At 62.1% G+C, this 21600-nt stretch carries 21 protein-coding genes; 7 read left to right on the top strand and 14 right to left on the bottom strand.

Annotated elements, in window-relative coordinates:
- Window positions 1-71: 71 nt before the first annotated feature.
- From AX760_RS27365 to AX760_RS22920, 5 genes are all read right to left on the bottom strand, one after another.
- On the bottom strand, window positions 72-239 hold the full coding sequence (locus AX760_RS27365) for a hypothetical protein (protein ID WP_087149339.1): 168 nt from the start codon (window positions 237-239) through the stop codon (window positions 72-74).
- Between the two features lie 170 nt (window positions 240-409).
- Window positions 410-1927, bottom strand: a complete 1518-nt coding sequence (locus tag AX760_RS22935) for a tripartite tricarboxylate transporter permease (protein ID WP_071835329.1) — start codon at window positions 1925-1927, stop codon at window positions 410-412.
- A gap of 12 nt (window positions 1928-1939) precedes the next feature.
- Entirely contained in the window at window positions 1940-2431 is a 492-nt protein-coding gene (locus AX760_RS22930; protein WP_071835328.1) for a tripartite tricarboxylate transporter TctB family protein, read from the bottom strand.
- Window positions 2428-3372 carry a Bug family tripartite tricarboxylate transporter substrate binding protein gene (locus AX760_RS22925; protein ID WP_071835327.1) on the bottom strand — a complete coding sequence of 315 codons (945 nt, stop codon included), beginning with the start codon at window positions 3370-3372 and terminating at the stop codon, window positions 2428-2430. The genes AX760_RS22930 and AX760_RS22925 overlap by 4 nt, the downstream gene beginning before the upstream one ends.
- A gap of 250 nt (window positions 3373-3622) precedes the next feature.
- The gene (locus tag AX760_RS22920; RefSeq protein ID WP_071835326.1) at window positions 3623-4684 is read right to left on the bottom strand and encodes an ABC transporter substrate-binding protein; all 1062 of its coding nucleotides are present in this window, start codon (window positions 4682-4684) and stop codon (window positions 3623-3625) included.
- A gap of 173 nt (window positions 4685-4857) precedes the next feature.
- On the opposite strand from AX760_RS22920, the gene AX760_RS22915 reads away from it, so the two are divergent.
- The 3 genes from AX760_RS22915 to AX760_RS22905 all read left to right on the top strand — a co-directional run bounded on the left by AX760_RS22915 (window position 4858) and on the right by AX760_RS22905 (window position 7732).
- Entirely contained in the window at window positions 4858-5487 is a 630-nt protein-coding gene (locus AX760_RS22915) for a hypothetical protein (protein ID WP_071835325.1), read from the top strand.
- A 167-nt stretch (window positions 5488-5654) separates the two neighbouring features.
- A complete protein-coding gene (locus tag AX760_RS22910) occupies window positions 5655-6332 on the top strand; it encodes a response regulator (protein ID WP_071835324.1) in 678 nt (225 codons plus the stop codon).
- Window positions 6329-7732 carry a sensor histidine kinase gene (locus AX760_RS22905; RefSeq protein ID WP_071835323.1) on the top strand — a complete coding sequence of 468 codons (1404 nt, stop codon included), beginning with the start codon at window positions 6329-6331 and terminating at the stop codon, window positions 7730-7732. Before AX760_RS22910 ends, AX760_RS22905 begins: the two co-directional genes overlap by 4 nt.
- Here the strand turns inward: AX760_RS22905 and AX760_RS28000 are convergent, their stop codons facing one another.
- Together AX760_RS28000 and AX760_RS22900 are read right to left on the bottom strand one after the other, a co-directional pair.
- Entirely contained in the window at window positions 7733-7855 is a 123-nt protein-coding gene (locus tag AX760_RS28000) for a hypothetical protein (protein WP_280950795.1), read from the bottom strand. It lies immediately after the preceding gene.
- Between the two features lie 195 nt (window positions 7856-8050).
- On the bottom strand, window positions 8051-8347 hold the full coding sequence (locus AX760_RS22900; protein WP_071835322.1) for a PRC-barrel domain-containing protein: 297 nt from the start codon (window positions 8345-8347) through the stop codon (window positions 8051-8053).
- 387 nt (window positions 8348-8734) lie between these two features.
- On the opposite strand from AX760_RS22900, the gene AX760_RS22895 reads away from it, so the two are divergent.
- The 3 genes from AX760_RS22895 to AX760_RS22885 all read left to right on the top strand — a co-directional run bounded on the left by AX760_RS22895 (window position 8735) and on the right by AX760_RS22885 (window position 11381).
- On the top strand, window positions 8735-8956 hold the full coding sequence (locus AX760_RS22895) for a hypothetical protein (protein ID WP_071835321.1): 222 nt from the start codon (window positions 8735-8737) through the stop codon (window positions 8954-8956).
- A gap of 13 nt (window positions 8957-8969) precedes the next feature.
- Window positions 8970-10196 (top strand): NAD(P)/FAD-dependent oxidoreductase, encoded by a 1227-nt coding sequence (locus tag AX760_RS22890; protein ID WP_071835320.1) that lies wholly within the window; start codon window positions 8970-8972, stop codon window positions 10194-10196.
- A 189-nt stretch (window positions 10197-10385) separates the two neighbouring features.
- On the top strand, window positions 10386-11381 hold the full coding sequence (locus AX760_RS22885; RefSeq protein ID WP_071835319.1) for an MDR family oxidoreductase: 996 nt from the start codon (window positions 10386-10388) through the stop codon (window positions 11379-11381).
- A 77-nt stretch (window positions 11382-11458) separates the two neighbouring features.
- On the opposite strand, the gene scpA is transcribed toward AX760_RS22885, so the two are convergent.
- From scpA to AX760_RS22850, 7 genes are all read right to left on the bottom strand, one after another.
- Entirely contained in the window at window positions 11459-13597 is a 2139-nt protein-coding gene (scpA, locus tag AX760_RS22880) for a methylmalonyl-CoA mutase (protein WP_071835390.1), read from the bottom strand.
- Between the two features lie 17 nt (window positions 13598-13614).
- Window positions 13615-15618, bottom strand: coding sequence for an acetyl-CoA carboxylase biotin carboxylase subunit (locus tag AX760_RS22875; RefSeq protein ID WP_071835318.1), 2004 nt, complete (start codon window positions 15616-15618; stop codon window positions 13615-13617).
- 16 nt (window positions 15619-15634) lie between these two features.
- The gene (locus AX760_RS22870) at window positions 15635-16045 is read right to left on the bottom strand and encodes a hypothetical protein (protein ID WP_071835317.1); all 411 of its coding nucleotides are present in this window, start codon (window positions 16043-16045) and stop codon (window positions 15635-15637) included.
- A gap of 3 nt (window positions 16046-16048) precedes the next feature.
- Window positions 16049-16426, bottom strand: coding sequence for a hypothetical protein (locus tag AX760_RS22865; protein WP_071835316.1), 378 nt, complete (start codon window positions 16424-16426; stop codon window positions 16049-16051).
- Between the two features lie 133 nt (window positions 16427-16559).
- On the bottom strand, window positions 16560-17471 hold the full coding sequence (yghU, locus tag AX760_RS22860; protein ID WP_071835315.1) for a glutathione-dependent disulfide-bond oxidoreductase: 912 nt from the start codon (window positions 17469-17471) through the stop codon (window positions 16560-16562).
- 80 nt (window positions 17472-17551) lie between these two features.
- Window positions 17552-19084: an acyl-CoA carboxylase subunit beta gene (locus tag AX760_RS22855; protein ID WP_071835314.1), complete on the bottom strand. Its 1533-nt coding sequence runs from the start codon at window positions 19082-19084 to the stop codon at window positions 17552-17554.
- A gap of 186 nt (window positions 19085-19270) precedes the next feature.
- Window positions 19271-20104: a MerR family transcriptional regulator gene (locus AX760_RS22850; protein WP_071835313.1), complete on the bottom strand. Its 834-nt coding sequence runs from the start codon at window positions 20102-20104 to the stop codon at window positions 19271-19273.
- Window positions 20105-20331: 227 nt separating this feature from the next.
- Here AX760_RS22850 and AX760_RS22845 point away from each other — a divergent pair, with 227 nt between their 5' ends.
- On the top strand, window positions 20332-21600 hold the full coding sequence (locus tag AX760_RS22845) for a 4-aminobutyrate--2-oxoglutarate transaminase (RefSeq protein WP_071835312.1): 1269 nt from the start codon (window positions 20332-20334) through the stop codon (window positions 21598-21600).

Genomic DNA, 21600 nt, shown 5'->3' with positions numbered 1-21600 from the left:
TTTTTAACACGTTGCAACATCCGGACCGGCCACGCGGCGAAGACCGCGCGTAGCCCGGTCAAGCCGGCTGATCAGCCACGCTTGACGGCGTTGAAATGCGCCGGGTTGATGCCGAGGGTATGGAGGTCACGGTCGCGCGGGCGACGATTGCCTTCAACGGCCGCTGCGGCAGCGCTGGCTGCGCCGAAGATGGCGAAGGCGTTGCTGAAAAAGCCACGGGCAGGTTTGTAGGCGGACATCTTGAACTCACTTTCCTTGTTTCTCTCTATGACAGGAAAGATGCGCCTTCGGACCGGCATTTACAACGCACAGAAAATCATCACAGCCATGCAAATAGACAGGGCCCGGTTAACCGAAGGTCAACCGGGCCCTGTTCCTGACGGTCTTGGGAGGAACGTCGAAGGATGTTTCAGTCTTCGTCGGTTGCCATTTTCGTCAGCACGTCGCCACGACCGCGTGCCCTCAAAACCAGCGGCACGATGAGTGCCAGCGCGGCAAGCAACAGAAGTCCGGCAGCGATAGGCGAGGTGACAAGCACCGAGAAGTCGCCCTGGCTGATGGCCAGTGCACGACGCAACTGCTGTTCGGCCATCGGTCCCAGAATGAGACCGACCACGACCGGCGCGATCGGATAGCCGAAAACGCGCATGAAATAGCCCAGCAGGCCGAACGTCAGCAGCATGCCCAACTCGAACACGGACGGATTGGCGCCGATCGTGCCCAGCGTTGCAAAGACCAGGATGCCTGCATAAAGCCAGGGCTTCGGGATCGTCAGCAGACGCACCCACAGACCAATCAGCGGCAGGTTGAGCACCAGCAGCATGAAGTTTGCGATCAGCAGCGACGCAATCAGGCCCCAGACGAGTTCCGGATTGGTGGCAAACAGCAAGGGGCCGGGCTGCAGGCCGAACTGCTGGAAGCCGGCAAGCATGATCGCCGCCGTCGCCGTGGTCGGCAGACCGAGCGTCAACAGCGGGACCAGCGTTCCGGCCGCAGAGGCGTTGTTGGCCGCTTCCGGGCCAGCCACACCTTCGATAGCACCATGTCCGAACTCTTCGGGATGTTTGGAAAACTGCTTTTCTGTCGAATAGGAGAGAAAGCTCGACACGTCCGCACCGCCAGCCGGCATGGCGCCGATCGGAAAACCGATCGCGGTTCCACGCAGCCAGGGCTTCCAGGAACGCTTCCAGTCCTCCTTGCTCATCCACAGCGAGCCCTTGACGGCCTCGACCTTGTCCGGCGCACGTTTGCCCTGGGCGGCGACAAAAAGCGTTTCGCCGATCGCGAACATGGCAACCGCCAATGTCGTAACCTCGATGCCATCGAGCAGGTCCGGCACATCGAAAGCAAGCCGTGTCTGCCCCGTGAGCTGGTCGATGCCGATGATGGCGAGCGCAAGGCCGATGAACAGCGACGTCAGGCCGCGCAGGGTCGAATCGCCGAAGGCAGCCGATACGGTGACGAAGGCCAGCACCATCAGCGCGAAATATTCACGCGGACCGAAGGCCAAAGCGAACTTGACGATGTAGGGCGCTATAAAGGCGAGCGCAATCGTTGCAAACAGGCCGGCGACGAACGAGCCGATGGCAGCCGTTGCCAACGCCGGACCGCCGCGACCGGCACGGGCCATCTTGTTGCCCTCCAGCGCCGTCACGATGGAGGCGCTTTCACCGGGGGTGTTGAGCAGGATGGACGTGGTCGAACCGCCATACATGCCACCGTAATAGATGCCGGCGAACATGATCAGCGACCCGCCCGGATCAAGCTGGTAGGTGACGGGCAGCAGCAATGCCACGGTCAGGGCCGGGCCGATACCTGGCAATACGCCGACCAATGTCCCCAGCGTGACGCCAATCAAGGCATAGAACAGATACATCGGCTGGGACGCGACGGCAAAGCCCTGGAGAAGATATTCGAAGGTGTTCATCTTGGGCCTACTCTAAAAAAACAGCTGTTCTAGGGGGCCAGCTGGCAGCGAAAGCTTCAAGAGTTGCGAGAAGACAGCCCAGACGACGAAAGAAATGACGATGCCGAGAGGGATGGAGATCCAGAACTTGCGCTTGCCGAAGCCCGCGGCCGTGAGCGCAAACAGCATGCCGGTGGCAATCGAAAACCCTGCCGTGGTCAACAGCAGCATCTGGGCGGCAAGCCCCCCGACGATCCAGGCCACAGGTGCGATTTCCTGGTGCTCGCGTTTCGGAAAATCACCGCGAAAACCCGCAAAGACAGTCCAGATGGCCAGCACCACGAGCGCTCCGGCAATCGCCATTGGCACGGAGGCCGGGCCGACCGGAGAATAGCCCATCATTTCGCGCAGACGCGAGGCATCCAGAAAGATGACAAGAGCGATGACGACAAGGACGGCGGCGATGGCCAGCGCCGCCCAATCAGGGCGGCGCTCCTCTGCCTGTTTCACAGGTGCTTCGTTCATTGAACCAGCCCGATGTCCTTGAGAATGGCTTCGGTGGACGAGATATCCTTGGCCAGCTGCGCATCGAACTCGGCACCGGACAGGTAGGTATCCTGCCAGTTCTTCGTCTTCAGCATGTCCTGCCAGGTCTTCGATGTCGCCAGCTTCTGGATGTCTGCAGTCACGGCAGCCTTCTGCTCATCGGAAAGGCCGGGTGCTGCGGCGACCATGCGCCAGTTCTGGACCACAACGTCGAGACCGGCTTCTGTCAGCGTCGGGGCATCAGCGCCAGGAACGCGCGCATCGCCGGACGTTGCCAGCAGGCGCAAGGTGCCGGCCTTGATCTGCGCTTCGAATTCGCCATATCCGGAGACGCCGACAGTCACCTGCGAGCCGAGAATGGCTGCCAGTGCTTCGCCGCCGCCGGAAAAGGCGATGTAGTTGATCTTCGTCGGATCAACATCGGCTGCCTTGGCAAACAGGCCGGCCAGGATGTGGTCCACACCACCGGCCGAACCGCCGCCCCAGGACACGGAACCCGGATCTGCCTTGAGCGCAGTCACAAGATCGGCAACGGACATCAGCGGCGAAGCGGCGGGAACCACAAGCGCAACGCTTTCGCCGGTCAGGCGCGCGATCGGCGTGACGTCCTGCAGCGAAACCGGTGACTTGTTGGTGAGAATTGCGCCAACCATGACGTAGCCGCCGACGATCAGCGCGTCAGCCTTGCCCTTCTGCTGGCTGGCGAATTGCGCAAGGCCGATCGTACCGCCAGCGCCGGGAACGTTGACGACCTGAACGCGCTCGGAAATGCCTTCATCTTGCAGGGCAGTCTGCAGCGAACGGGCGGTTTGGTCCCAGCCGCCGCCGGGGCCTGCCGGTGCCAGGATGGTGTAGTCGGTGGCAAAGGCAGGAAGCGCCATGGCGCCGGCCAGGATGGATGCCAGAAAAAACTGCTTCACGATAAATCCTCCGTCATGCGCTCTCTTGCGAGCGCGTTGTTCATCTTCACGGACGGGAGATTGAAACCGAAAGCGTCACGGATGTTCCTTGCGGACCGCCAGTGCGTCGAACGGGTGAGCTCCTCCCAGGCCGTTTCAAGCATCCGCCTCCACGGATGCCGAAGAACCACAAGCCACCACACCAAGCTGACATTTAGCTGACATGTGCGTTGCTCGCGGACATTAACTGTCCATTAATTTCCATATTTGTCTACTGCAAACGCAGTACGTCGTTCCAGCGCGCAATGAGACGGGCACGCTTGACCTGATCGAGATAGACCATGAGGCCCGGACTGACCGGCACCGGCCGGAGCTGTGCACCCAGCATCGCCTGCATCATGTTGGCGGTATTTTCACCGGCGACTTCGGGGCTGACGGCTGCGATCTGCAACTCGCGGGCCATGATCGACTGCCCCTGCTTCGACATGAAGAATTCCAGATAGCGCCGCCCGAGCTCCGGTGAGGCGGCTGCCTGCGGCACCAGGCCGATGCGCGACATCACCACGGTATAGTCCTTCGGCAGGACGATACCGACATCCGGGTGGCGCGACGCCCAGTCGGCAGCGTAGGAGCCGAGGATATTGTAGCCGAGCACGAAACGCCCGTCGGCAACCCGCTCGAGGATGGCCGAACTGGTTGAATAGAGCTTGACGCCGGCGGCCCCCATGGCCCCGATCACCGACCATATATCGCCAAACTGCTCCTGGTCGCGGGCCATGAACAGGAAGCCGACGCCGGAACGCTCGATATCATAGGTTCCGATCTTGCCGAAAACAGCACTTCCCTGCCCCTTGAGATAGGCAATGAACTCGGCCCGGGTCGAGGGCGGCGGCTCCTTGGCGAAGCTTGGTTTGTGGTAGACGAACACGGCAGGCTCGAAGGTCAGCGCATAGGCCGTGTTGCGCCAGTTGGCCCAGGCCGGCCAGCGCGCACTCATCGGCATGTCGCTGCGCTGCGCATAGCCGTCATTGCTGAGCTTCACCTGCAGGTCCATCGCCGAGGAAAAGGCAAAATCCGCCGTCCTCTGTCCGGCATCCGTCTCCTTGACGATCCGGTCGTAGATCTCGCCGGTCAGCATATCCTCGTAGCGGACGGCGACGTCGGGGTTGGCGGCCTGGAAACCGGCAATCATGGGCTTGGCAAGCGGCTCGTCGAGCGAGGAATAGACCAGCAGTTCGGATGCATCTGCCGCGCCGGACAGAGCCGGGAATACCAATGGCTGCGCCCGGACCGGCAGGGCGATGAGACAGAGAAGGAGGAGAACAAGGCGCATGCCCCATCTTGCCGCAGCAAAGGCACAATCACAAGAAGGGCAAAACCGACAGACCCGCGCAGGTTTCGCGCCATAATTTATATCCATCGCGCAATGAGAGCCTGGTGCGTCTGTTTCCAAAGAGCAAGTCCGGATGAACCGGAAGCGCTCCTCACAAACGACAGGATTTCGCAATGGTAACGCCGCTTCAATCCGTCCGCCTGCAATCAGCACAGTTTCTGCTCAAGGCGCTGAAGGAGACCGAGCAGGAAACGCAGGCGCAGGCGAGCAACACGCGCACGGCGCTTCTGCAGCGCTATGGCGTCGAACCGTCTTCCTCCGGTTCCAGCAACACCCTGGCTGGTCTTCTTTCCGGACTTTCGCCCAGCACCACCCAAACGCCGGCGACCGAGGTGACGATTTCCACCGACGTCACGACTGCCTCCTTCATGGCCGGGCTGAAACAATCATTGCAAGAGAGGACAGAGACGGCAGGCACCGGCGCGCAGGGGAAATCCATGCTTGCAGCCCTCGAGGCTGGCACATTGGCGGTCACCGATCCGCTGAACGGCGTCACGATCACCGCCTGGGACCCAACCACCGCCGACGCGAAGGACACGGCAGGCAACACGGGCAAAACGACCGAAACATCCGGCTGGAGCGCGTTTTTGAAGACACACCTTGCGCGCGCCGACAATGCCGCCTTCGTCAAGACTGCCGATGGCAGCTATGTCGACACGATCACCGGCAACAGCGCCTATTTCGGCACCGTCGGCTCGGTATATGTCTACCTGACCTGGCCGCAGGCGCAAACCACGGCTTGACCGGCACTCGACCCTTGCGGCCTGCGCGCGCCATGGCACGCATCGGTCAGGACAGGTCCCGCCGCCGCTATCAGCAACGCCGGGTCTTGGATCTCCGCATTCCCTTGGGGAAAACCGGTTTCGCTTCACCCCGGCGTATCCTAGTATAGGCATGGGGAGAACACGGTGTGCGGATTCTACTGGTCGAGGACAACACGGCGCTTGCCGACGGGCTTGTCGCCATCCTGCGCGGCAGCGGTTATGCCGTCGATGTGGTGCGCGACGGTGCCTCCGCCGATGCCGTCATCGCGACGGAAACCTTCGACCTCGTCATCCTCGATCTGACACTGCCGGAAATGGACGGGCTGGACGTGCTGCGCTCCATGCGCGCCCGCCAGAACAAGGCCGCCGTCCTGATCCTCACCGCGCGCGGGACGCCGGAGGAGCGGATCAGGGGCCTGGACCGCGGCGCCGACGACTATATGATCAAGCCGTTCGACATCGGCGAATTCGAAGCACGGGTGCGGGTGCTGCTGCGCCGCCAGGCCGGTCTGCGATCGTCGCTATCGAGCTACGGCAACGTCACCTTCGACCTGACATCGCGGACCTTTTCGGCGCAGGGGACGCCGATCGACATTCCGGCCCGCGAGCTCGGGCTCCTGGAAATCCTGTTCCTGCGCGCCGGAAAGGTCGTTGCCAAGGACGCGATCATGCAGTCGCTGACAGCCTTTGACGATGATCTGAGCGCCAATGCCATCGAGCAATATGTGAGCCGGCTACGCAAGCGGCTGTCGCCGCACGGACTGACCGTGCGCACGGCCCGCGGCATCGGCTACTATCTCGACAAGTCGGCGGACGGCGCATGACACGCGCCGGCGTTTATTCCCTGCGACGGCGCCTGCTCGGCTGGCTGCTGATTTCGACCGCCGTGATCGGCGTTCTGGCCCTGATCGACACCTATCTGGAGGCGGTGAAGACTGCCAATATCGTTTCCGACCGCGTGCTTGCCGGCTCGGCGCTGGCGATTGCCGAGCGTGTCGTTGTCTCCGAAGACGGGGCGCTCGAGGTGGACATCCCCTATGTCGCGCTGGAAATGCTGACATCGGCGGCGCAGGATCGCGTCTTCTACCGTGTCGACGGTCCACCCGGGCAATTCATCACCGGATACCAGACGCTGCCCTCCGTCAGCGACATGAAGGGACAGACGACAGCCTATGACGATGCTCATTTTCGCGGCGAACAGATCCGGGTCGCGGCACTGGCACGGTCGGCCTCGACGGGCATCAATTCGGTGCCCTTCATGGTCACCGTCGCCGAAACAACGATCGCCCGCCGCCAGTTGACGCAGGCGATCCTGCTGCGCTCGGCGCTGCGTCTCGTCTTGATGATCCTCGGCGCGGCGGCAATCGTCTGGATTGCCGTTACGGTATCGCTGCGCCCGCTTTACCGGCTGGAGGAAGCGATCGCCGAACGCAGCCCGAATGACCTGCATCCGATCGAACAGTCGGTGCCCAGCGAGGTGCAAGGGCTGGTCGATACCGTCAACTCCTTCATGGTGCGCCTGCAATCGGCGCTCGAAGCCTTGCGTCATTTCAGCGGCAATGCCAGCCACCAGTTGCGCACGCCGCTGGCCATCATCCGTACGCAACTGGCGCTTTCGGCGCGCGCAGGGACGCTGGACGAGGCCCACGGGGCGGCCCGGAAAGGCGACGAGGCCGTGGCGCATGCCGAGCGCATTCTGGCACAACTGCTGCTAATGGCAAAAATCGATGCGACCGGATCAAACGCGCCACATCCGTTGGCGCGGATCGACCTTACCGCCCTGGCGCAGGGCATCACCGCAGACCATGTGCCGCGCGCAGCAGAGACGGGCATTGACCTTGGTTTCGAGGGTGCAGGCGCGGCATTCATCCGGGCCGAGCCGCTGCTGATCGGGGAATTGCTGCGGAATCTCATCGAAAACGCGATCAGTTATGCCGGCAGGAACGCGGAAGTCACAGCCCGAATCATTGATGTAGCGGAGAGTGTATTGCTTGAAGTCGAGGACAACGGCCCGGGCATTGCCAAGGAGCAGCGCCAGATGGTGCGCCAGCGCTTTGCGCGCGGCGGTGAAAGCCAGGCGCCGGGCATGGGGCTCGGCCTGCCCATCGTCGAGGAGATTGCCGGCCTTTTCGGCGGCAGGCTGACACTTTCGGAGGGAGCGACTGGCAAGGGCCTCAAGGTCACCGTGGAATTTCCAACGGCAAAGCCCGATCAGAGACCGTAGTTAACGGCCGCGCCGCTCGATTAGGGATGCGGTTTCGCGGGTGTGAACAAGAAGGATCGCGTTCCAGATCTGCTGGACAAACCGCGTTTCGAACCGGCTCGCGAGCTTGCGCTGCGATGTCATGATAGTCTCCATGTGTTGCAATGTCGGCTTTATGACAGGTACAGCAGATAAGAGCCAGCCGGGGAGCCGCACGGCAGACCTGTGCGGCGAGCATGGCATAAAAACAGACAGAACTTGGAAAGCTGAAATAGTGGGCAAGAAAAAACCCGGTCCATGGGACCGGGCTTCAAGTACGGCATCACCGCATCTCTGAATTCAGTGATGATGTTCAGGCATTTCCTTGAGCTGGTCTTTTGTCCAGCTTGTCACGGCATGAACATCGCCGTCCTCGTCGCGCATGAATTGCAGATCCATCAGGGGAACAGCAACCGGCTTCGCGCCAATTCCGAGAAAGCCTCCGACATCGATGACCGCCTTGCTGCCGGTACCCGTGCCGTGCACGTGATCCAGCTTGCCGACCTTGTGGTCATCAGCGCCGTAGATCGTTGCGCCTTCGAGAATGTCCGCTGTGAGTTCGGCGGTACCCAGTCGAACGTGATTGGTATGGTCCATTTTACGATCCTCCTTAGGGGTTGAGCCTGATTAACTCGACTTGGAGTTGTTTGTTCCAGGACGCGCCCCTTAAATCCGAAGAAACATGCTTGGCCCCGATATTCCACTCCGTCTCGCGCGGCCAGGACATGAACCCTCACGTCGAGCACCGCATGTTTCCAACAGAGCCCCATCATGCCCTTCCCAAACAGCACAAAATGATAAAGCATGGCCTGCCGGCACGCACCGATCGATCCTGGAGGGGTATCGAGAAAGTGATCCCGGCTCTCCTCTGGCAATTGCGCAGCGAGGACTATGTCAGGAAGGGAAGGCCGCCGCCTTCGGAACAAGCGCAAGCCGGACGGCGACGATATCGAGTTTGGAGGAGTGGAATTGGGAGGAGTGACCATGAGCGATAGCGGGATCGAGGCCCGCGCAACGGACGGTCCGCGCACATCCGGGCTGAACCATCGCGCCGGCGACCAGATGGACCATGTCATCGGATGGCCGAGGCACAACGCCCGCCTCGACGACCGCGCCGGCGAAGCCGGGATTGCCCACGTCTTCGGCGATCTCAAGACGGAAGCGGTCAGCGCCGCATCCGGCTGCGTCTTCATTTCCGTATTCTGAAAGGACAACAATCATGGATCATATCGTTATCGTCGGCGCCGGTGAATGTGGCGCCCGTGCTGCCTTCGCGCTTCGGGAAAAAGGCTTCAAGGGCAAGGTCACGCTGGTCGGCGCCGAACCCGTGCTTCCCTATGAGCGGCCGCCCCTGTCAAAAGAGGCGCTCCTGCATGGGCATGAACCGAAACTGGTCTCCGATGCAGCCCGTTACAACGACGCAAAAATCGATCTTGTTACCGGGATGAGCATCGAAAGCATCGATCGCGCTGGCAAATCTGTCCGTCTGTCCGATGGCCATAACATCTCCTATGACCGGTTGCTGCTGGCGACCGGCGCCCGACCGCGCGCCTTTCCCGGCCTGAGCGGCAGCAACTGGCGCATCAAGACGCTGCGAACGCACCGCGATGCGGTGATGATCCGCGAATCGCTGCAGCCCGGCAAGCACATCGCCGTCATCGGCGGCGGCTTCATCGGCCTGGAGCTTGCGGCAACGGCGCGCAAGCGCGGCGCAACAGTGACGGTGATCGAAGGCCTGCCGCGCATCCTGACACGCGGCGTGCCCGAACCCATCGCTGCAGTGGTTGCAGAACGTCACAAGAGCGAAGGCGTCCACATCATCTGCGGTGCCCGCATCAAGGCGCTCGAGGAAAACCGCTCGGAAGCCCGCGTCGTGCTCGAGGATGGCCGCATCATCAGCGTCGACATGATCGTCGTCGGCATCGGCGCCATGCCCAACATCGAGCTTGCCATGGAGGCTGGCCTTTCGATCGACAACGGCATTGCCGTAGACGAACATCTGCGCACCTCGGACCCGCATATCTTCGCGGCCGGCGACTGCTGCTCCTTTCCGCTGGCCCATTATGACGGTCGGCGCGTGCGGCTCGAGGCCTGGCGCAATGCCCAGGATCAGGGCCTGCTGGCCGCGACCAATCTTCTCGGCGGCAAGGAAGCCATCGCCACCGTCCCTTGGTCCTGGTCGGATCAGTACGACCTGACGCTGCAGATCGCCGGCATCGCCGATGGCGCCGTCATCACCGTCAGGCGCAACATGGCAGACGGGGCGTTCATCCTGTTTCATCTCGATGTCACCGGTCGACTGCTGGCCGCAAGCGGCATCGGCCCCGGCAATGCCATTGCACAGGATATCCGGTTGGCAGAGATGATGATTGCCGCCGGTGCCCGCCCCGATCCGCTGGCGCTCGCCGCCCCGGAAACAAAGCTGAAATCGCTGCTCGCCGCCTGATACAGGCGAGACCAGCGCCGGCCCTTTTTTCGCACCGCTTCTGCGATCTTAAGCCCATGGCCGGAGACCGCGATTGAAGCGTAAAAGGTTGGCCAGCGCAGCCTGCTCCGAGAGCTTTGCCTTTGGTACTATTGGAATTTCACGCCGCGTCGTGCCATCTTCGGCGCTTGGCAGAACAAGGAGAAGACCATGGCGGATCGGTTCAGGGCAATGGTGATCGATGATCGGGATGGCAAGCCTGTTGCCGGCTTCCGGGAACTGGTGCTTGCCGACCTGCCGGACAATGATGTCCTGGTCGAGGTTCATTTCTCGACATTGAACTACAAGGACGGGCTGGCCATCACCGGCAAGGGCCGGATTGCCCGACGCATGCCGATGGTCGGCGGCGTTGACCTCTCCGGTATCGTCGTCGAATCCCGCCATGCGGACTGGCAAGCGGGCGACAAGGTCGTCGTCAACGGTTGGGGTCTGTCCGAAACCGAATGGGGCGGCTATTCCCGCTTCCAGCGGCTGAAGGCCGAATGGTTGACGCGGCTTCCGGCTGGCTTCACGCTGGAGGAGGCGATGGCCATCGGCACCGCCGGCTATACTGCGGCACTCGCCGTGCAGGCGTTGGAAGACTGGGGGGCGATCGAGGAAGGCGGAAGCGAGGTGCTGGTCACCGGCGCTGCCGGCGGCGTCGGCTCGGTGGCGATCGCGCTCCTGGCCGCGCGCGGCTACACCGTCACTGCATCGACTGGCCGACCGGAGACGCATGATTATCTCGCAGACCTCGGCGCGTCCGGTTTCATCGACCGCAACACGTTGTCTGAAAAGGGCGGCGCGCTGCAAAAGGAGCGCTGGGCCGGCGCCATCGATTCGGTCGGATCGACGACGCTTGCCAATGTGCTGGCGCAAACGCTCCGCAGCGGCGCTGTAGCCGCCTGCGGACTGGCCGGTGGCGCCGATCTGCCGGCAACGGTCATGCCGCACATCCTGCGCGGCGTCGCCCTGCTCGGCATCGATTCGGTGATGGCGCCACATCCGCGACGGGAAAAGGCCTGGGCCCTCCTGGCCGAAAGTCTTGACCGGGAAAAGCTTGCCCGGATGACGCAGCACGAGCCGCTTTCCCGGCTGCCGGAACTGGCCGCCGAGATCGTCGCCGGCAAGGTGCGCGGGCGGGTGGTCTTCGACGTCGCGAAATAGCCCCCAAGGCGAAATCGACAGCCAGCTATGAAAACCGGTTGCGGACGCGTGCCGCTCCCGGACCCCTAGAGGTTGCGCTAGATGTTGCGACGGCGGCCTTCGAGAAGGTCGAGCACGGCACGGCCGGCATCCATGACATTCGTCCCCGGTCCGAAGACCGCAGCGACGCCGTGTTCGAGCAGGAACTGGTAGTCCTGCCGGGGAACGACGCCACCGCAGATGACGATGATATCGCCGCCGCCCTTGGCCTTCAGGGCCTCGACCAGTTTTGGCAGCAGCGTCTTGTGGCCGGCGGCCAGAGACGAGACGCCGACGACATGGACTTTTGCGGCAAGCGCCAGATCCGCGGCTTCCTCCGGCGTCTGGAACAACGGACCGGCCAGCACGTCGAAGCCGATATCGCCGAAGGCGGAAGCAATGATCTTGGCGCCGCGATCATGGCCATCCTGCCCCAGTTTGGCGACCATGATTTTCGGTTTCGCGCCGATCGTGGCGGAAAAAGCCGACAGCCGCGCCGTCAATGTCGTCAGTTCCGGCTCGTCCTTGTAGGCATCGCCGTAGATATTCCTGACCACTTCGGGCACCGCGACGTGATCGCCAAACACCACGCGCAAGGCATCGGAAATTTCGCCCACCGTTGCACGCGCCCGCGCCGCCGTCACGGCAGCGTCCAGGATATTGCCCTCGCCGCTGCGCGCAATGTCGGTGAGGGCTGCAAGCGCAGCGGTCACGTCGGCGGTGTTGCGGCGGCGCCTTGTATCCTCGATGCGCCTGATCTGGGCAATGCGTACGGCGGCATTGTCGATGTCGAGAATGTCGAGATCGTCCTCTGTTTCGAGCCGGTAGCTGTTGACCCCGACGATAACCGCCTCGCCCTTGTCCACCGCAGCCTGCCTGCGGGTGGCGGCTTCCTCGATCAGGCGCTTCGGCAGGCCGTCGGCCACCGCCTTCGTCATGCCACCCAGCGCCTCGACCTCCTCCATCAGCGCCCAGGCCTTGTCCGCCAGTTCCGCAGTCAGGCTCTCGACATAGTACGAGCCGGCCAAAGGGTCGACGACCTTGGTGACGCCGGTCTCGTGCTGCAGGATCAGCTGCGTATTGCGGGCAATGCGCGACGAGAACTCCGTCGGCAGCGCAATCGCCTCGTCGAAGGAATTGGTGTGCAGCGACTGCGTGCCACCAAGCACCGCGGACATGGCCTCGAAAGCCGTGCGGATGATGTTGTTATAGGGGTCCTGTTCCTGCAGCGAGACGCCCGACGTCTGGCAATGGGTGCGCAGCATCAGAGAGGATTGTTTCTTCGGCGAAAAACCCTCCATGATCCGCGTCCAGAGCAGCCGTGCGGCGCGCAGCTTGGCAGCTTCCATGAAAAAATTCATGCCGATGGCGAAGAAGAACGACAGACGCCCGGCGAACTCGTCGACGCTCAATCCTTTGGCAATCGCCGCCCGGACATATTCGCGACCGTCGGCCAGCGTGAAGGCCAGTTCCTGCACCAGCGTCGCACCGGCCTCCTGCATGTGATAGCCGGAGATCGAGATCGAGTTGAATTTCGGCATTTCGCGGGCGGTATAGTCGATGATATCTGCAACGATCCGCATCGAGGGTTCGGGCGGGTAGATATAGGTGTTGCGGACCATGAACTCCTTGAGAATGTCGTTCTGGATCGTCCCGGAGAGCTGGCCCCTGGGGACGCCCTGCTCCTCACCGGCGACAATGAAGGACGCGAGGATCGGGATGACAGCACCGTTCATGGTCATCGACACGGAGATCTTGTCCAGCGGAATGCCGTCGAACAGGATCTTCATGTCCTCGACCGAATCGATCGCCACGCCGGCCTTGCCGACATCGCCCTCGACGCGCGGATGATCCGAATCATAGCCGCGATGCGTGGCCAGATCGAAGGCGACGGACACGCCCTGCTGGCCGGCAGCGAGCGCCTTTCGGTAAAAGGCGTTCGACGCCTCCGCCGTCGAGAAGCCGGCATATTGCCGGATCGTCCAGGGCCGGCCGGCATACATGGTGGCGCGCGGACCGCGGGTGAACGGGGCAAGGCCCGGCAACGAGCCGAGATGCCCGACCGTTTCGAGATCAGCCTCGGTGTAGAGCGGCTTGACGGCAATGCCTTCCGGGGTCTGCCAGGTCAACGCATCAGGCGCGGATTTGAGTTCACGCTCAGCGAGTGCGGCCCAATCGGCCAGGGTCTTTTCGGCCACGGTCTTGTCGGCGGACATCACTCGAACTCCATGATCAGCTCATCGACGGCAAGGCTGGCGCCGGCCGAAACGGCCACGCGCTTGACCACGCCCTGTCTTTCGGCGCGCAGAATATTCTCCATTTTCATCGCCTCGACGGTGGCCAGCGTCTGGCCGGCCTCAATGGTCTCACCTGCGGCAACGGCGATCGTGGTGATGACGCCGGGCATCGGGCAGAGCAGCATCTTCGAGGTATCCGGTGGCAGCTTCTTCGGCATCAGCCCCGCAAGGGCTGCAACGCGCGGGCTGCGGACATGGGCGCGCACATCCATGCCGCGCCAGCGCAGGCGGATGCCGGTGCCGACAAGATCGATTTTCACGCCGATATCCGTACCATTGATCGTGAACATCGCGTGGCTGCTGCCGGGTTTCCAGTCGCTGGCGACCACAAAAACGGCGCCATCGCCGAACCGGATATGGGCACCATCAGCCGCCCCATCCAGGGTCAACGCATAGTCGGCATCGCCGAAGCGCACGACCCAATCCTGTCCGATCACCCGGCGATGATTGCCGATCGTGCCGGAAATCTGCGCGGCGCGCTCCTGCATTGTCTGGTGCACGACGGTGGCGACCGCCGCCAGCTTTCGCGCGGACCCCTCGTCCGGAACAACACCATGGAAACCATCCGGAAACTCTTCCGCAATGAAAGCCGTGGTGATCCGGCCGGAGCGGAAGCGGTCATGCTGCATAACAGCCGAGAGGAACGGCAGATTGTGGCCGATGCCCTCGACCTCGAAATCATCAAGCGCCTTGCTCATCGCATCGATGGCCGTCACGCGGTCGGGAGCCCAGGTGCAGAGTTTTGCGACCATCGGGTCGTAATACATCGAAATCTCGCCACCCTCGAAGACGCCGGTGTCATTGCGCACGATGCTGCCATCGGCTTTCACACCCTCCACAGGCGGTCTGTAGCGCGACAGACGGCCGATCGACGGAAGGAAGTTGCGATAGGGATCCTCTGCATAAAGCCGGCTTTCGATCGCCCAGCCATTCAGCTTGACCTCATCCTGCCCGAAGGCCAGCGCCTCGCCGCCGGCGACGCGGATCATCTGCTCGACCAGATCGATGCCGGTGATCAGTTCCGTCACCGGATGTTCGACCTGCAGGCGGGTGTTCATTTCGAGGAAGTAGAAATTCCTGTCGCCATCGACGATGAACTCGACAGTGCCGACGGAGTGATAACCGACGGCCTTTGACAGGGCCACGGCCTGTTCGCCCATGGCGCGGCGGGTCGCCTCGTCGAGGAACGGCGACGGCGCTTCTTCGATGACCTTCTGGTTTCGCCGCTGGATCGAACATTCGCGTTCGCCGAGATAGAGCACGGTGCCATGTGTGTCGCCAAGCACCTGGATTTCGATGTGGCGCGGCTGGGTCACGAATTTCTCGATGAAGATCCGGTCGTCACCGAAGGAGGCCTTCGCCTCGTTTTTCGACGACTGGAAGCCCTCGCGCGCCTCGGCGTCGTTCCAGGCAATCCGCATGCCCTTGCCGCCGCCGCCGGCCGATGCCTTGATCATCACGGGATAGCCGATCTCGCCGGCGATCTTCACCGCTTCGTCAGCGTCCGCAATCAGCCCCATATGGCCGGGCACGGTGGACACGCCGGCTTCCGCCGCCAGCTTCTTCGAGGTGATCTTGTCGCCCATCGCCTTGATCGCGCCGACCGGCGGACCGATAAAGGCGATACCCGCCTTTTCCAGCGCTTCCGCAAAGGCGGCGTTCTCCGACAGGAAGCCATAGCCCGGATGCACCGCATCGGCACCGGTCTCTTTGATCGCCTCGAGGATTTTGTCGATGACGATATAGGACTGGCTGGACGGTGCCGGCCCGATATGAACCGCTTCGTCCGCCATTTCCACATGCAGCGCATTGCGGTCGGCATCGGAATAGACGGCCACCGTCCTGATACCCATCTTACGCGCTGTCTTGATCACCCGGCAGGCGATCTCGCCTCTGTTGGCAATGAGGATTTTCTGGATCATGGATGGATCGCCTCGCTCATTTTGTGGCCTTCTTGTGGCTGGGCACCGCGTTCGGATCCGTATTGACGTCCTCGAAAGCCTGCGGAAAATTCTTGCGGGCCAGCGCTTCGTTGAGCTTCAGCAGAGCCTCATAGGAGGCCGGATCGAAGCCGCGTTCCGCCGGCAGGAGTTCGCGCCCGAACAGCCGGCACAGCCGCTCACCGTCCAGATTGCCGCGCTGGAAGGGCGTCGTGCCGAAATACTGCCAGAGGGCCTGTACGAATCCGATGTCAGCGTGAGCAACCGTCTGATCCATGGTCCGTTGCCGCGGCCATGCCGTCAAAGGGGTAACCTTGGAATTCGCCCTTCGCAGGGTGAACTGCCACTGCGTTCCGAGCAGGCCGGCCGGAAAGCCACGATGCTTGGGCATTTCAGGGGTTTTGGCCATGGGCTATACCTCGAACACATCGTCGAAGGATTCCGGAAAACTCTTGCGCGCCACCCGCTCGTCGATCTGCAGCAATGCTTCGTAGGAGGCCGGATCAAACGGGCTTTCCGCCGGCACGACCTCGCGGCCGAACAACAGGTTGAGACGCCCGGCATCGAGGTTGCCGCGCTCGAACGGCTCGGTCCCGAAATGGTGCCAGAGCGCATGCAGGAAGGCGGCATCGACCTTCTGCTCGATCGTGTTCGGACGTGCCAGCCGGGTCAAGGGCTTCAGCGGGGTCACCGCTTTTTCGTTCGGTCGACGAATGGTGAAATGATGGCCATGGCCGGTCAGGCCCGAGGGAAAGCCCCTGTGTTTCGTCATCTCGGTCCGTTTGGCCATCTCTGTCTCCTCATACGGTTTCCGGCTTTTTGCATTATGCGCCGGAAACAGGAACCATCGAAAATCCGAACCCGGTAAGCCGGATTTTCGATGGGCTGCAAAAAGTGTCCGGTCGGGTCGACCGGACGCCGTGTCATGCTTTCGTCGCGCTGTCAGGAGCGATCTTGTCCTGCGTCTTCGTCTCGAAATCCGAGGCGTCGTGGCGCTCGTGCAATTGCTCGGATGGCTCGCCGAAGGCGCGGTTGACCATACGGCCGCGCTTGACCGCCGGACGTTCGGCAATCTCGGCCGTCCAGCGCTGAACATGCCTATAGCTCTGGACATCCAGGAAAGTGCCTGATTCTCCATACTGTTTGCCCTGCGCCAGATTTCCGTACCACGGCCAGATGGCGATGTCGGCGATCGAATAGTCTAAGCCGGCCATAAAGCGGTTGTCGGCGAGATGACGGTCGAGCACGTCGAGCTGGCGCTTCACCTCCATCGAGAACCGATCGATCGCATACTGGATGTGCATCGGCGCATAGGCATAGAAATGGCCGAAACCGCCGCCGAGATACGGCGCGGAGCCCATTTGCCAGAACAGCCAGTTAATCGCTTCGGTGCGGGCCTTGTGGTCACTTGGCAGGAAGGCACCGAATTTTTCCGCGAGATAAAGCAGGATTGCGCCACTTTCGAAGACGCGCGTCGGCTCCGGCGTGGAGCGGTCCATCAGGGCGGGGATCTTCGAGTTCGGATTGACATCGACGAAACCGGAGCCGAACTGGTCGCCGTCGTTGATCCTGATCAGCCAGGCATCATATTCCGCGCCCGTGTGACCGGCCGCCAGAAGCTCTTCCAGCATGATCGTTACCTTGACGCCATTCGGCGTCGCCAGCGAATAGAGCTGCAGCGGATGTTTTCCGACCGGCAGGTCCTTGTCATGGGTCGGACCTGCGATCGGCCGGTTGATATTGGCAAACTGGCCGCCATTGCCCTTGTCCCAGGTCCAGACCTTCGGGACTTCATAGCCAGCGGGAAAATTATCTGCGGGGGATTTTTCGGTCATGAGCAAACGATCTTTCTGAGTGAAGTGAAAAGGAAGGGTACCTCAGGCATATAGGATGCCGATCACCGCATTTCTGCCCCTCACAACGGGATCGTATCGTGCTTGCGCCACAGCTGTTCCTTGCGCTTGTTGCGCAATGACGCAAAGGCCCGCGCGATCCTGCGGCGTGACGAATGCGGCATGATGACCTCGTCTATAAACCCGCGTTCGGCAGCGACAAAGGGGTTGGCGAAGCGTTCCTCGTATTCCTTTGTCCGGGCGGCGATCTTCTCCGAATCGCCCAGTTCCGAGCGATAGAGGATTTCGGTGGCGCCCTTGGCGCCCATCACGGCGATCTCGGCGGTCGGCCAGGCATAGTTGACGTCAGCGCCGATATGTTTCGAAGCCATGACGTCATAGGCGCCGCCATAGGCTTTCCGGGTGATCAGGGTCACCATGGGAACTGTCGCCTGGCTATAGGCGAAGAGCAGCTTGGCGCCGTGCTTGATGACACCGCCATATTCCTGGGCGACGCCGGGCAGGAAGCCGGGCACATCGACCAGGGTCAGGATCGGGATAGAGAACGCATCGCAGAAGCGCACGAAGCGGGCGGCCTTGCGGGACGAGTCGATGTCGAGGCAGCCGGCCAGCACCATCGGCTGGTTGGCGACAATACCGACGCTCTGGCCTTCGAGGCGGATGAAGCCGGTGATGATGTTGCGGGCAAAGGCCTCCTGCAATTCAAAGAAATCACCCTCGTCCGCGATGGCAAGGATCAGTTCCTTCATGTCGTAGGGCTTTGCCGAACTGTCCGGGATCAGCGTGTCCAGCCGTTTCTCGATGCGGGCCGGATCGTCATGGAAGGGACGGACCGGCGGCTTTTCGCGGTTGTTGAGCGGCAGGAAATCAAACAGCAGCCGCACCTGTTCCAGCGTCTCGATATCGTTTTCATAGGCCGCATCGGCAACCGAGGATTTCCGCGTATGGGTACCGGCACCGCCGAGTTCTTCGGCCGTGACGATCTCGTTGGTGACGGTCTTTACCACATCCGGGCCTGTGACGAACATGTAGGACGTATCGCGCACCATGAAGATGAAGTCGGTCATGGCAGGCGAATAGACGGCACCGCCGGCGCAGGGGCCCATGATCACGGAGAGCTGCGGGATGACGCCCGACGCCTCGGCATTGCGGCGGAACACTTCGGCGTAACCGGCAAGCGAAGCCACGCCTTCCTGGATGCGGGCGCCGCCGGAATCATTCAGCCCGATGACGGGCGCGCCGTTTCGCACGGCCATGTCCATGATCTTGCAGATTTTCTGAGCATGCGTCTCGGACAACGAGCCGCCAAGCACGGTGAAGTCCTGGGAAAAAACGTAAACCTGGCGGCCATTGATCGTTCCCCAGCCGGTGACGACGCCATCGCCGGCCACCTTCTGTTCCGCCATGCCGAAATCGACGGCGCGGTGGGTCACGTACATGTCGTATTCTTCGAAGGAGCCTTCATCGAGCAGCACGTCGATGCGCTCGCGCGCCGTCAGCTTGCCTTTGGCGTGCTGGGCATCGATCCGCTTCTGCCCGCCGCCTGCGCGCGCCTCGGCCCGCCGGGCCTCCACCTGTTCCAGAACTGCGCGCATGCGTACCGCCACCTCCCACCGTCTCTGCTTGTGGCGGAACAAGAGAACAATCGACGACAAATCGCAAGAGCGGCGACGGGCTCTATGACGAAAGAATGAAGGCGCGGACGGCCCTGAAGGAACGCCCGATACCTGCATTCCGCATTTCATGCCGTCCCGGTTGATTGCGCGTTTGCAGCCGCGCGATCAGAAGGTCGGCGGCGTGTTGATCCACAGCAGCACCGTTTCGCCATCGTGCCGGTTCGACCAGGCATGCTGGCGGCGGCTTGAGAAATAGAGCGAGTCGCCGGGGCCCAGATCATGGAACTGGTCAGCGTCGAGAACGAATTCAACCCGCCCGGAGACGACATAGACGAACTCCTCGCCCTCGTGTTTATAGGCGCCTTCGCTGGATGCGCCTGGTTCCAGCACGAAGCGGTGACAGTCCATCTGGTTGCGGCCTTCGGCCAGCATCTGGATGGTGACACCGGGGGTGGTCTTCGGCCAGTTGCGCCATTCCCCGGCCCTGACCACGGCGCGCACGTCGCTTTCGTCCTCGCCGGAAAGGCTGGAGACCGTGGTTCCGAAATATTCGGCCAGATTGTGCAGAACAGCGACCGAAACCCCCTGCGATGTGCGCTCCAGCGTCGACAGGATGGACGCCGCAATGCCGATTTCGCCGGCCACCTGCTCCAGCGTCTTGCCGGCACCGTGGCGCAGGCTGCGCAGCTTGCGCCCGATTTCGAAGTCTGAAACGGCTTCGACCTGCGGGGTCGCAGGACCGTCCTCGGTCAGCGGCAGTTCGGCATCCAGCGCTTCGCGAATGGCGGCCGGGTTGAGGCCGCGCTCTGTGCGAAACCAGGAAATGCGCTTCAGCCGCGCCAGGTCGTTTTCGCTGTACTGGCGGTGTCCCGTGACGGAACGTTCCGGAACGACGAGCCCCTGCGTTTCCCACAGCCGCAGGGTCGATGCCGAAACACCCGCAAGTCTGGCGGCCTCGGCAACCTTATAGCGAAGAACGGTTACAGCATCCCCGGTCATTGCCCTGCCACTCCCATGCTGCTGCTCCATACGCTTGCCGCCACCATTGCAGTGACAGAACCGCGCGGCAGCCCCCTGGCCATACCCGCCCCGATCCGACAAGGAAACCCATTCGCGTCCCTGCTTGCTCGATCACAAAAATTCATTTGCTATCCTACAGAAAAAATGTAGGTAATATTCCATCAAAGACCATGAAAATACAACCCCCAGCTTTCGGGATCACGACCATGACAAGCATGACCGACCGCAAGAATGCCGCCATTTCCCGCGGCGTTGGCATGACCACACAGATCTATGCAGACCGGGCCGAAAACTCGGAAATCTGGGACAAGGAGGGCAATCGCTACATCGATTTCTCCTCTGGCATCGCCGTGGTCAACACCGGCCATCGCCATCCGCGCGTGATCGAAGCGGTCAAGGCACAGCTTGACCGGTTTACCCACACCTGCGCCCAGGTCGTGCCCTATGAAAGCTACGTGCATCTGGCCGAGCGCCTGAACGCGATTACGCCCGGCGATTTTGCCAAGAAGACGATGTTTGTCACCACCGGTGCCGAAGCTGTCGAGAACGCGGTCAAGATCGCCCGTGCCGCGACAGGCCGCTCCGCCGTCATCGCCTTCAGCGGTGCATTTCACGGCCGGACCTTCATGGGCATGGCGCTGACCGGCAAGGTCGTTCCCTACAAGGTCGGTTTCGGCGCCATGCCGGGCGACGTCTTCCACGTTCCCTTCCCGATCGAATTGCACGGCGTCAATGTCGAGCAGGCGCTTGCCGCCTTGAAGAAACTGTTCGCCGCCGATGTCGATCCGGCTCGGGTTGCCGCGATCATCCTCGAGCCGGTCCAGGGCGAGGGTGGCTTCTATCCGGCACCGGCAGCCCTCATGCGCGCGCTGCGCGATATCTGCGACCAGCACGGCATTCTGTTGATCGCAGACGAGGTCCAGACCGGCTTTGCCCGGACCGGCAAGATGTTTGCGATGGAACATTACGATGTTGTCCCAGACCTGATCACCATGGCCAAGAGCCTGGCGGGCGGCTTTCCGCTGGCGGCTGTCACCGGCCGCGCCGAAATCATGGACGGACCGGCACCGGGCGGCCTCGGCGGCACCTATGGCGGCAATCCGCTCGGCATTGCCGCAGCCCATGCCGTGCTTGACGTCATCGAGGACGAAAAGCTCTGCGACCGGGCCGAACAGCTGGGTGGCCGCCTGAAACAGCGGCTCGCCGCGATCCGCGAACAGGTCCCGGAGATTGTCGACATCCGCGGTCCGGGCTTCATGAATGCGGTCGAATTCAACGACGTCACGACCAATCTGCCGAGTGCCGATTTTGCCAACCGCGTCCGCCTCAAGGCGCTGGAAAAGGGGCTGATCCTGCTGACCTGCGGCGTGCATGGCAATGTCATCCGCTTCCTTGCGCCGATCACCATCCAGGACGAGATTTTTGCCGAAGCGCTCGACATCCTCGAAGCCGCGATGATTGAAGTCAGAAACTGA

It is taken from the genome of Pararhizobium antarcticum, from assembly GCF_001885585.1.
GTDB classification, from domain to species: Bacteria; Pseudomonadota; Alphaproteobacteria; order Rhizobiales; family Rhizobiaceae; genus Pararhizobium; species Pararhizobium antarcticum.
This window is presented reverse-complemented; position numbering and strand designations above follow the sequence as displayed.

Bases quoted from the DNA above. Each gene is read 5' to 3' on its own strand.
- AX760_RS22935 (WP_071835329.1), bottom strand. From the start codon at position 1,927: ATGAACACCTTCGAATATCTTCTCCAGGGCTTTGCCGTCGCGTCCCAG.
- AX760_RS22905 (WP_071835323.1), top strand. From the start codon at position 6,329: ATGACACGCGCCGGCGTTTATTCCCTGCGACGGCGCCTGCTCGGCTGG.
- AX760_RS28000 (WP_280950795.1), bottom strand. From the start codon at position 7,855: ATGACATCGCAGCGCAAGCTCGCGAGCCGGTTCGAAACGCGGTTTGTC.
- yghU (WP_071835315.1), bottom strand. From the start codon at position 17,471: ATGACCGAAAAATCCCCCGCAGATAATTTTCCCGCTGGCTATGAAGTC.
- AX760_RS22890 (WP_071835320.1), top strand. From the start codon at position 8,970: ATGGATCATATCGTTATCGTCGGCGCCGGTGAATGTGGCGCCCGTGCT.
- AX760_RS22930 (WP_071835328.1), bottom strand. From the start codon at position 2,431: ATGAACGAAGCACCTGTGAAACAGGCAGAGGAGCGCCGCCCTGATTGG.
- AX760_RS22845 (WP_071835312.1), top strand. From the start codon at position 20,332: ATGACAAGCATGACCGACCGCAAGAATGCCGCCATTTCCCGCGGCGTT.
- AX760_RS22900 (WP_071835322.1), bottom strand. From the start codon at position 8,347: ATGGACCATACCAATCACGTTCGACTGGGTACCGCCGAACTCACAGCG.
- AX760_RS22855 (WP_071835314.1), bottom strand. From the start codon at position 19,084: ATGCGCGCAGTTCTGGAACAGGTGGAGGCCCGGCGGGCCGAGGCGCGC.
- AX760_RS27365 (WP_087149339.1), bottom strand. From the start codon at position 239: ATGTCCGCCTACAAACCTGCCCGTGGCTTTTTCAGCAACGCCTTCGCC.
- AX760_RS22865 (WP_071835316.1), bottom strand. From the start codon at position 16,426: ATGGCCAAACGGACCGAGATGACGAAACACAGGGGCTTTCCCTCGGGC.
- AX760_RS22895 (WP_071835321.1), top strand. From the start codon at position 8,735: ATGAGCGATAGCGGGATCGAGGCCCGCGCAACGGACGGTCCGCGCACA.
- AX760_RS22875 (WP_071835318.1), bottom strand. From the start codon at position 15,618: ATGATCCAGAAAATCCTCATTGCCAACAGAGGCGAGATCGCCTGCCGG.
- AX760_RS22920 (WP_071835326.1), bottom strand. From the start codon at position 4,684: ATGCGCCTTGTTCTCCTCCTTCTCTGTCTCATCGCCCTGCCGGTCCGG.
- AX760_RS22915 (WP_071835325.1), top strand. From the start codon at position 4,858: ATGGTAACGCCGCTTCAATCCGTCCGCCTGCAATCAGCACAGTTTCTG.
- AX760_RS22870 (WP_071835317.1), bottom strand. From the start codon at position 16,045: ATGGCCAAAACCCCTGAAATGCCCAAGCATCGTGGCTTTCCGGCCGGC.
- AX760_RS22885 (WP_071835319.1), top strand. From the start codon at position 10,386: ATGGCGGATCGGTTCAGGGCAATGGTGATCGATGATCGGGATGGCAAG.
- AX760_RS22850 (WP_071835313.1), bottom strand. From the start codon at position 20,104: ATGACCGGGGATGCTGTAACCGTTCTTCGCTATAAGGTTGCCGAGGCC.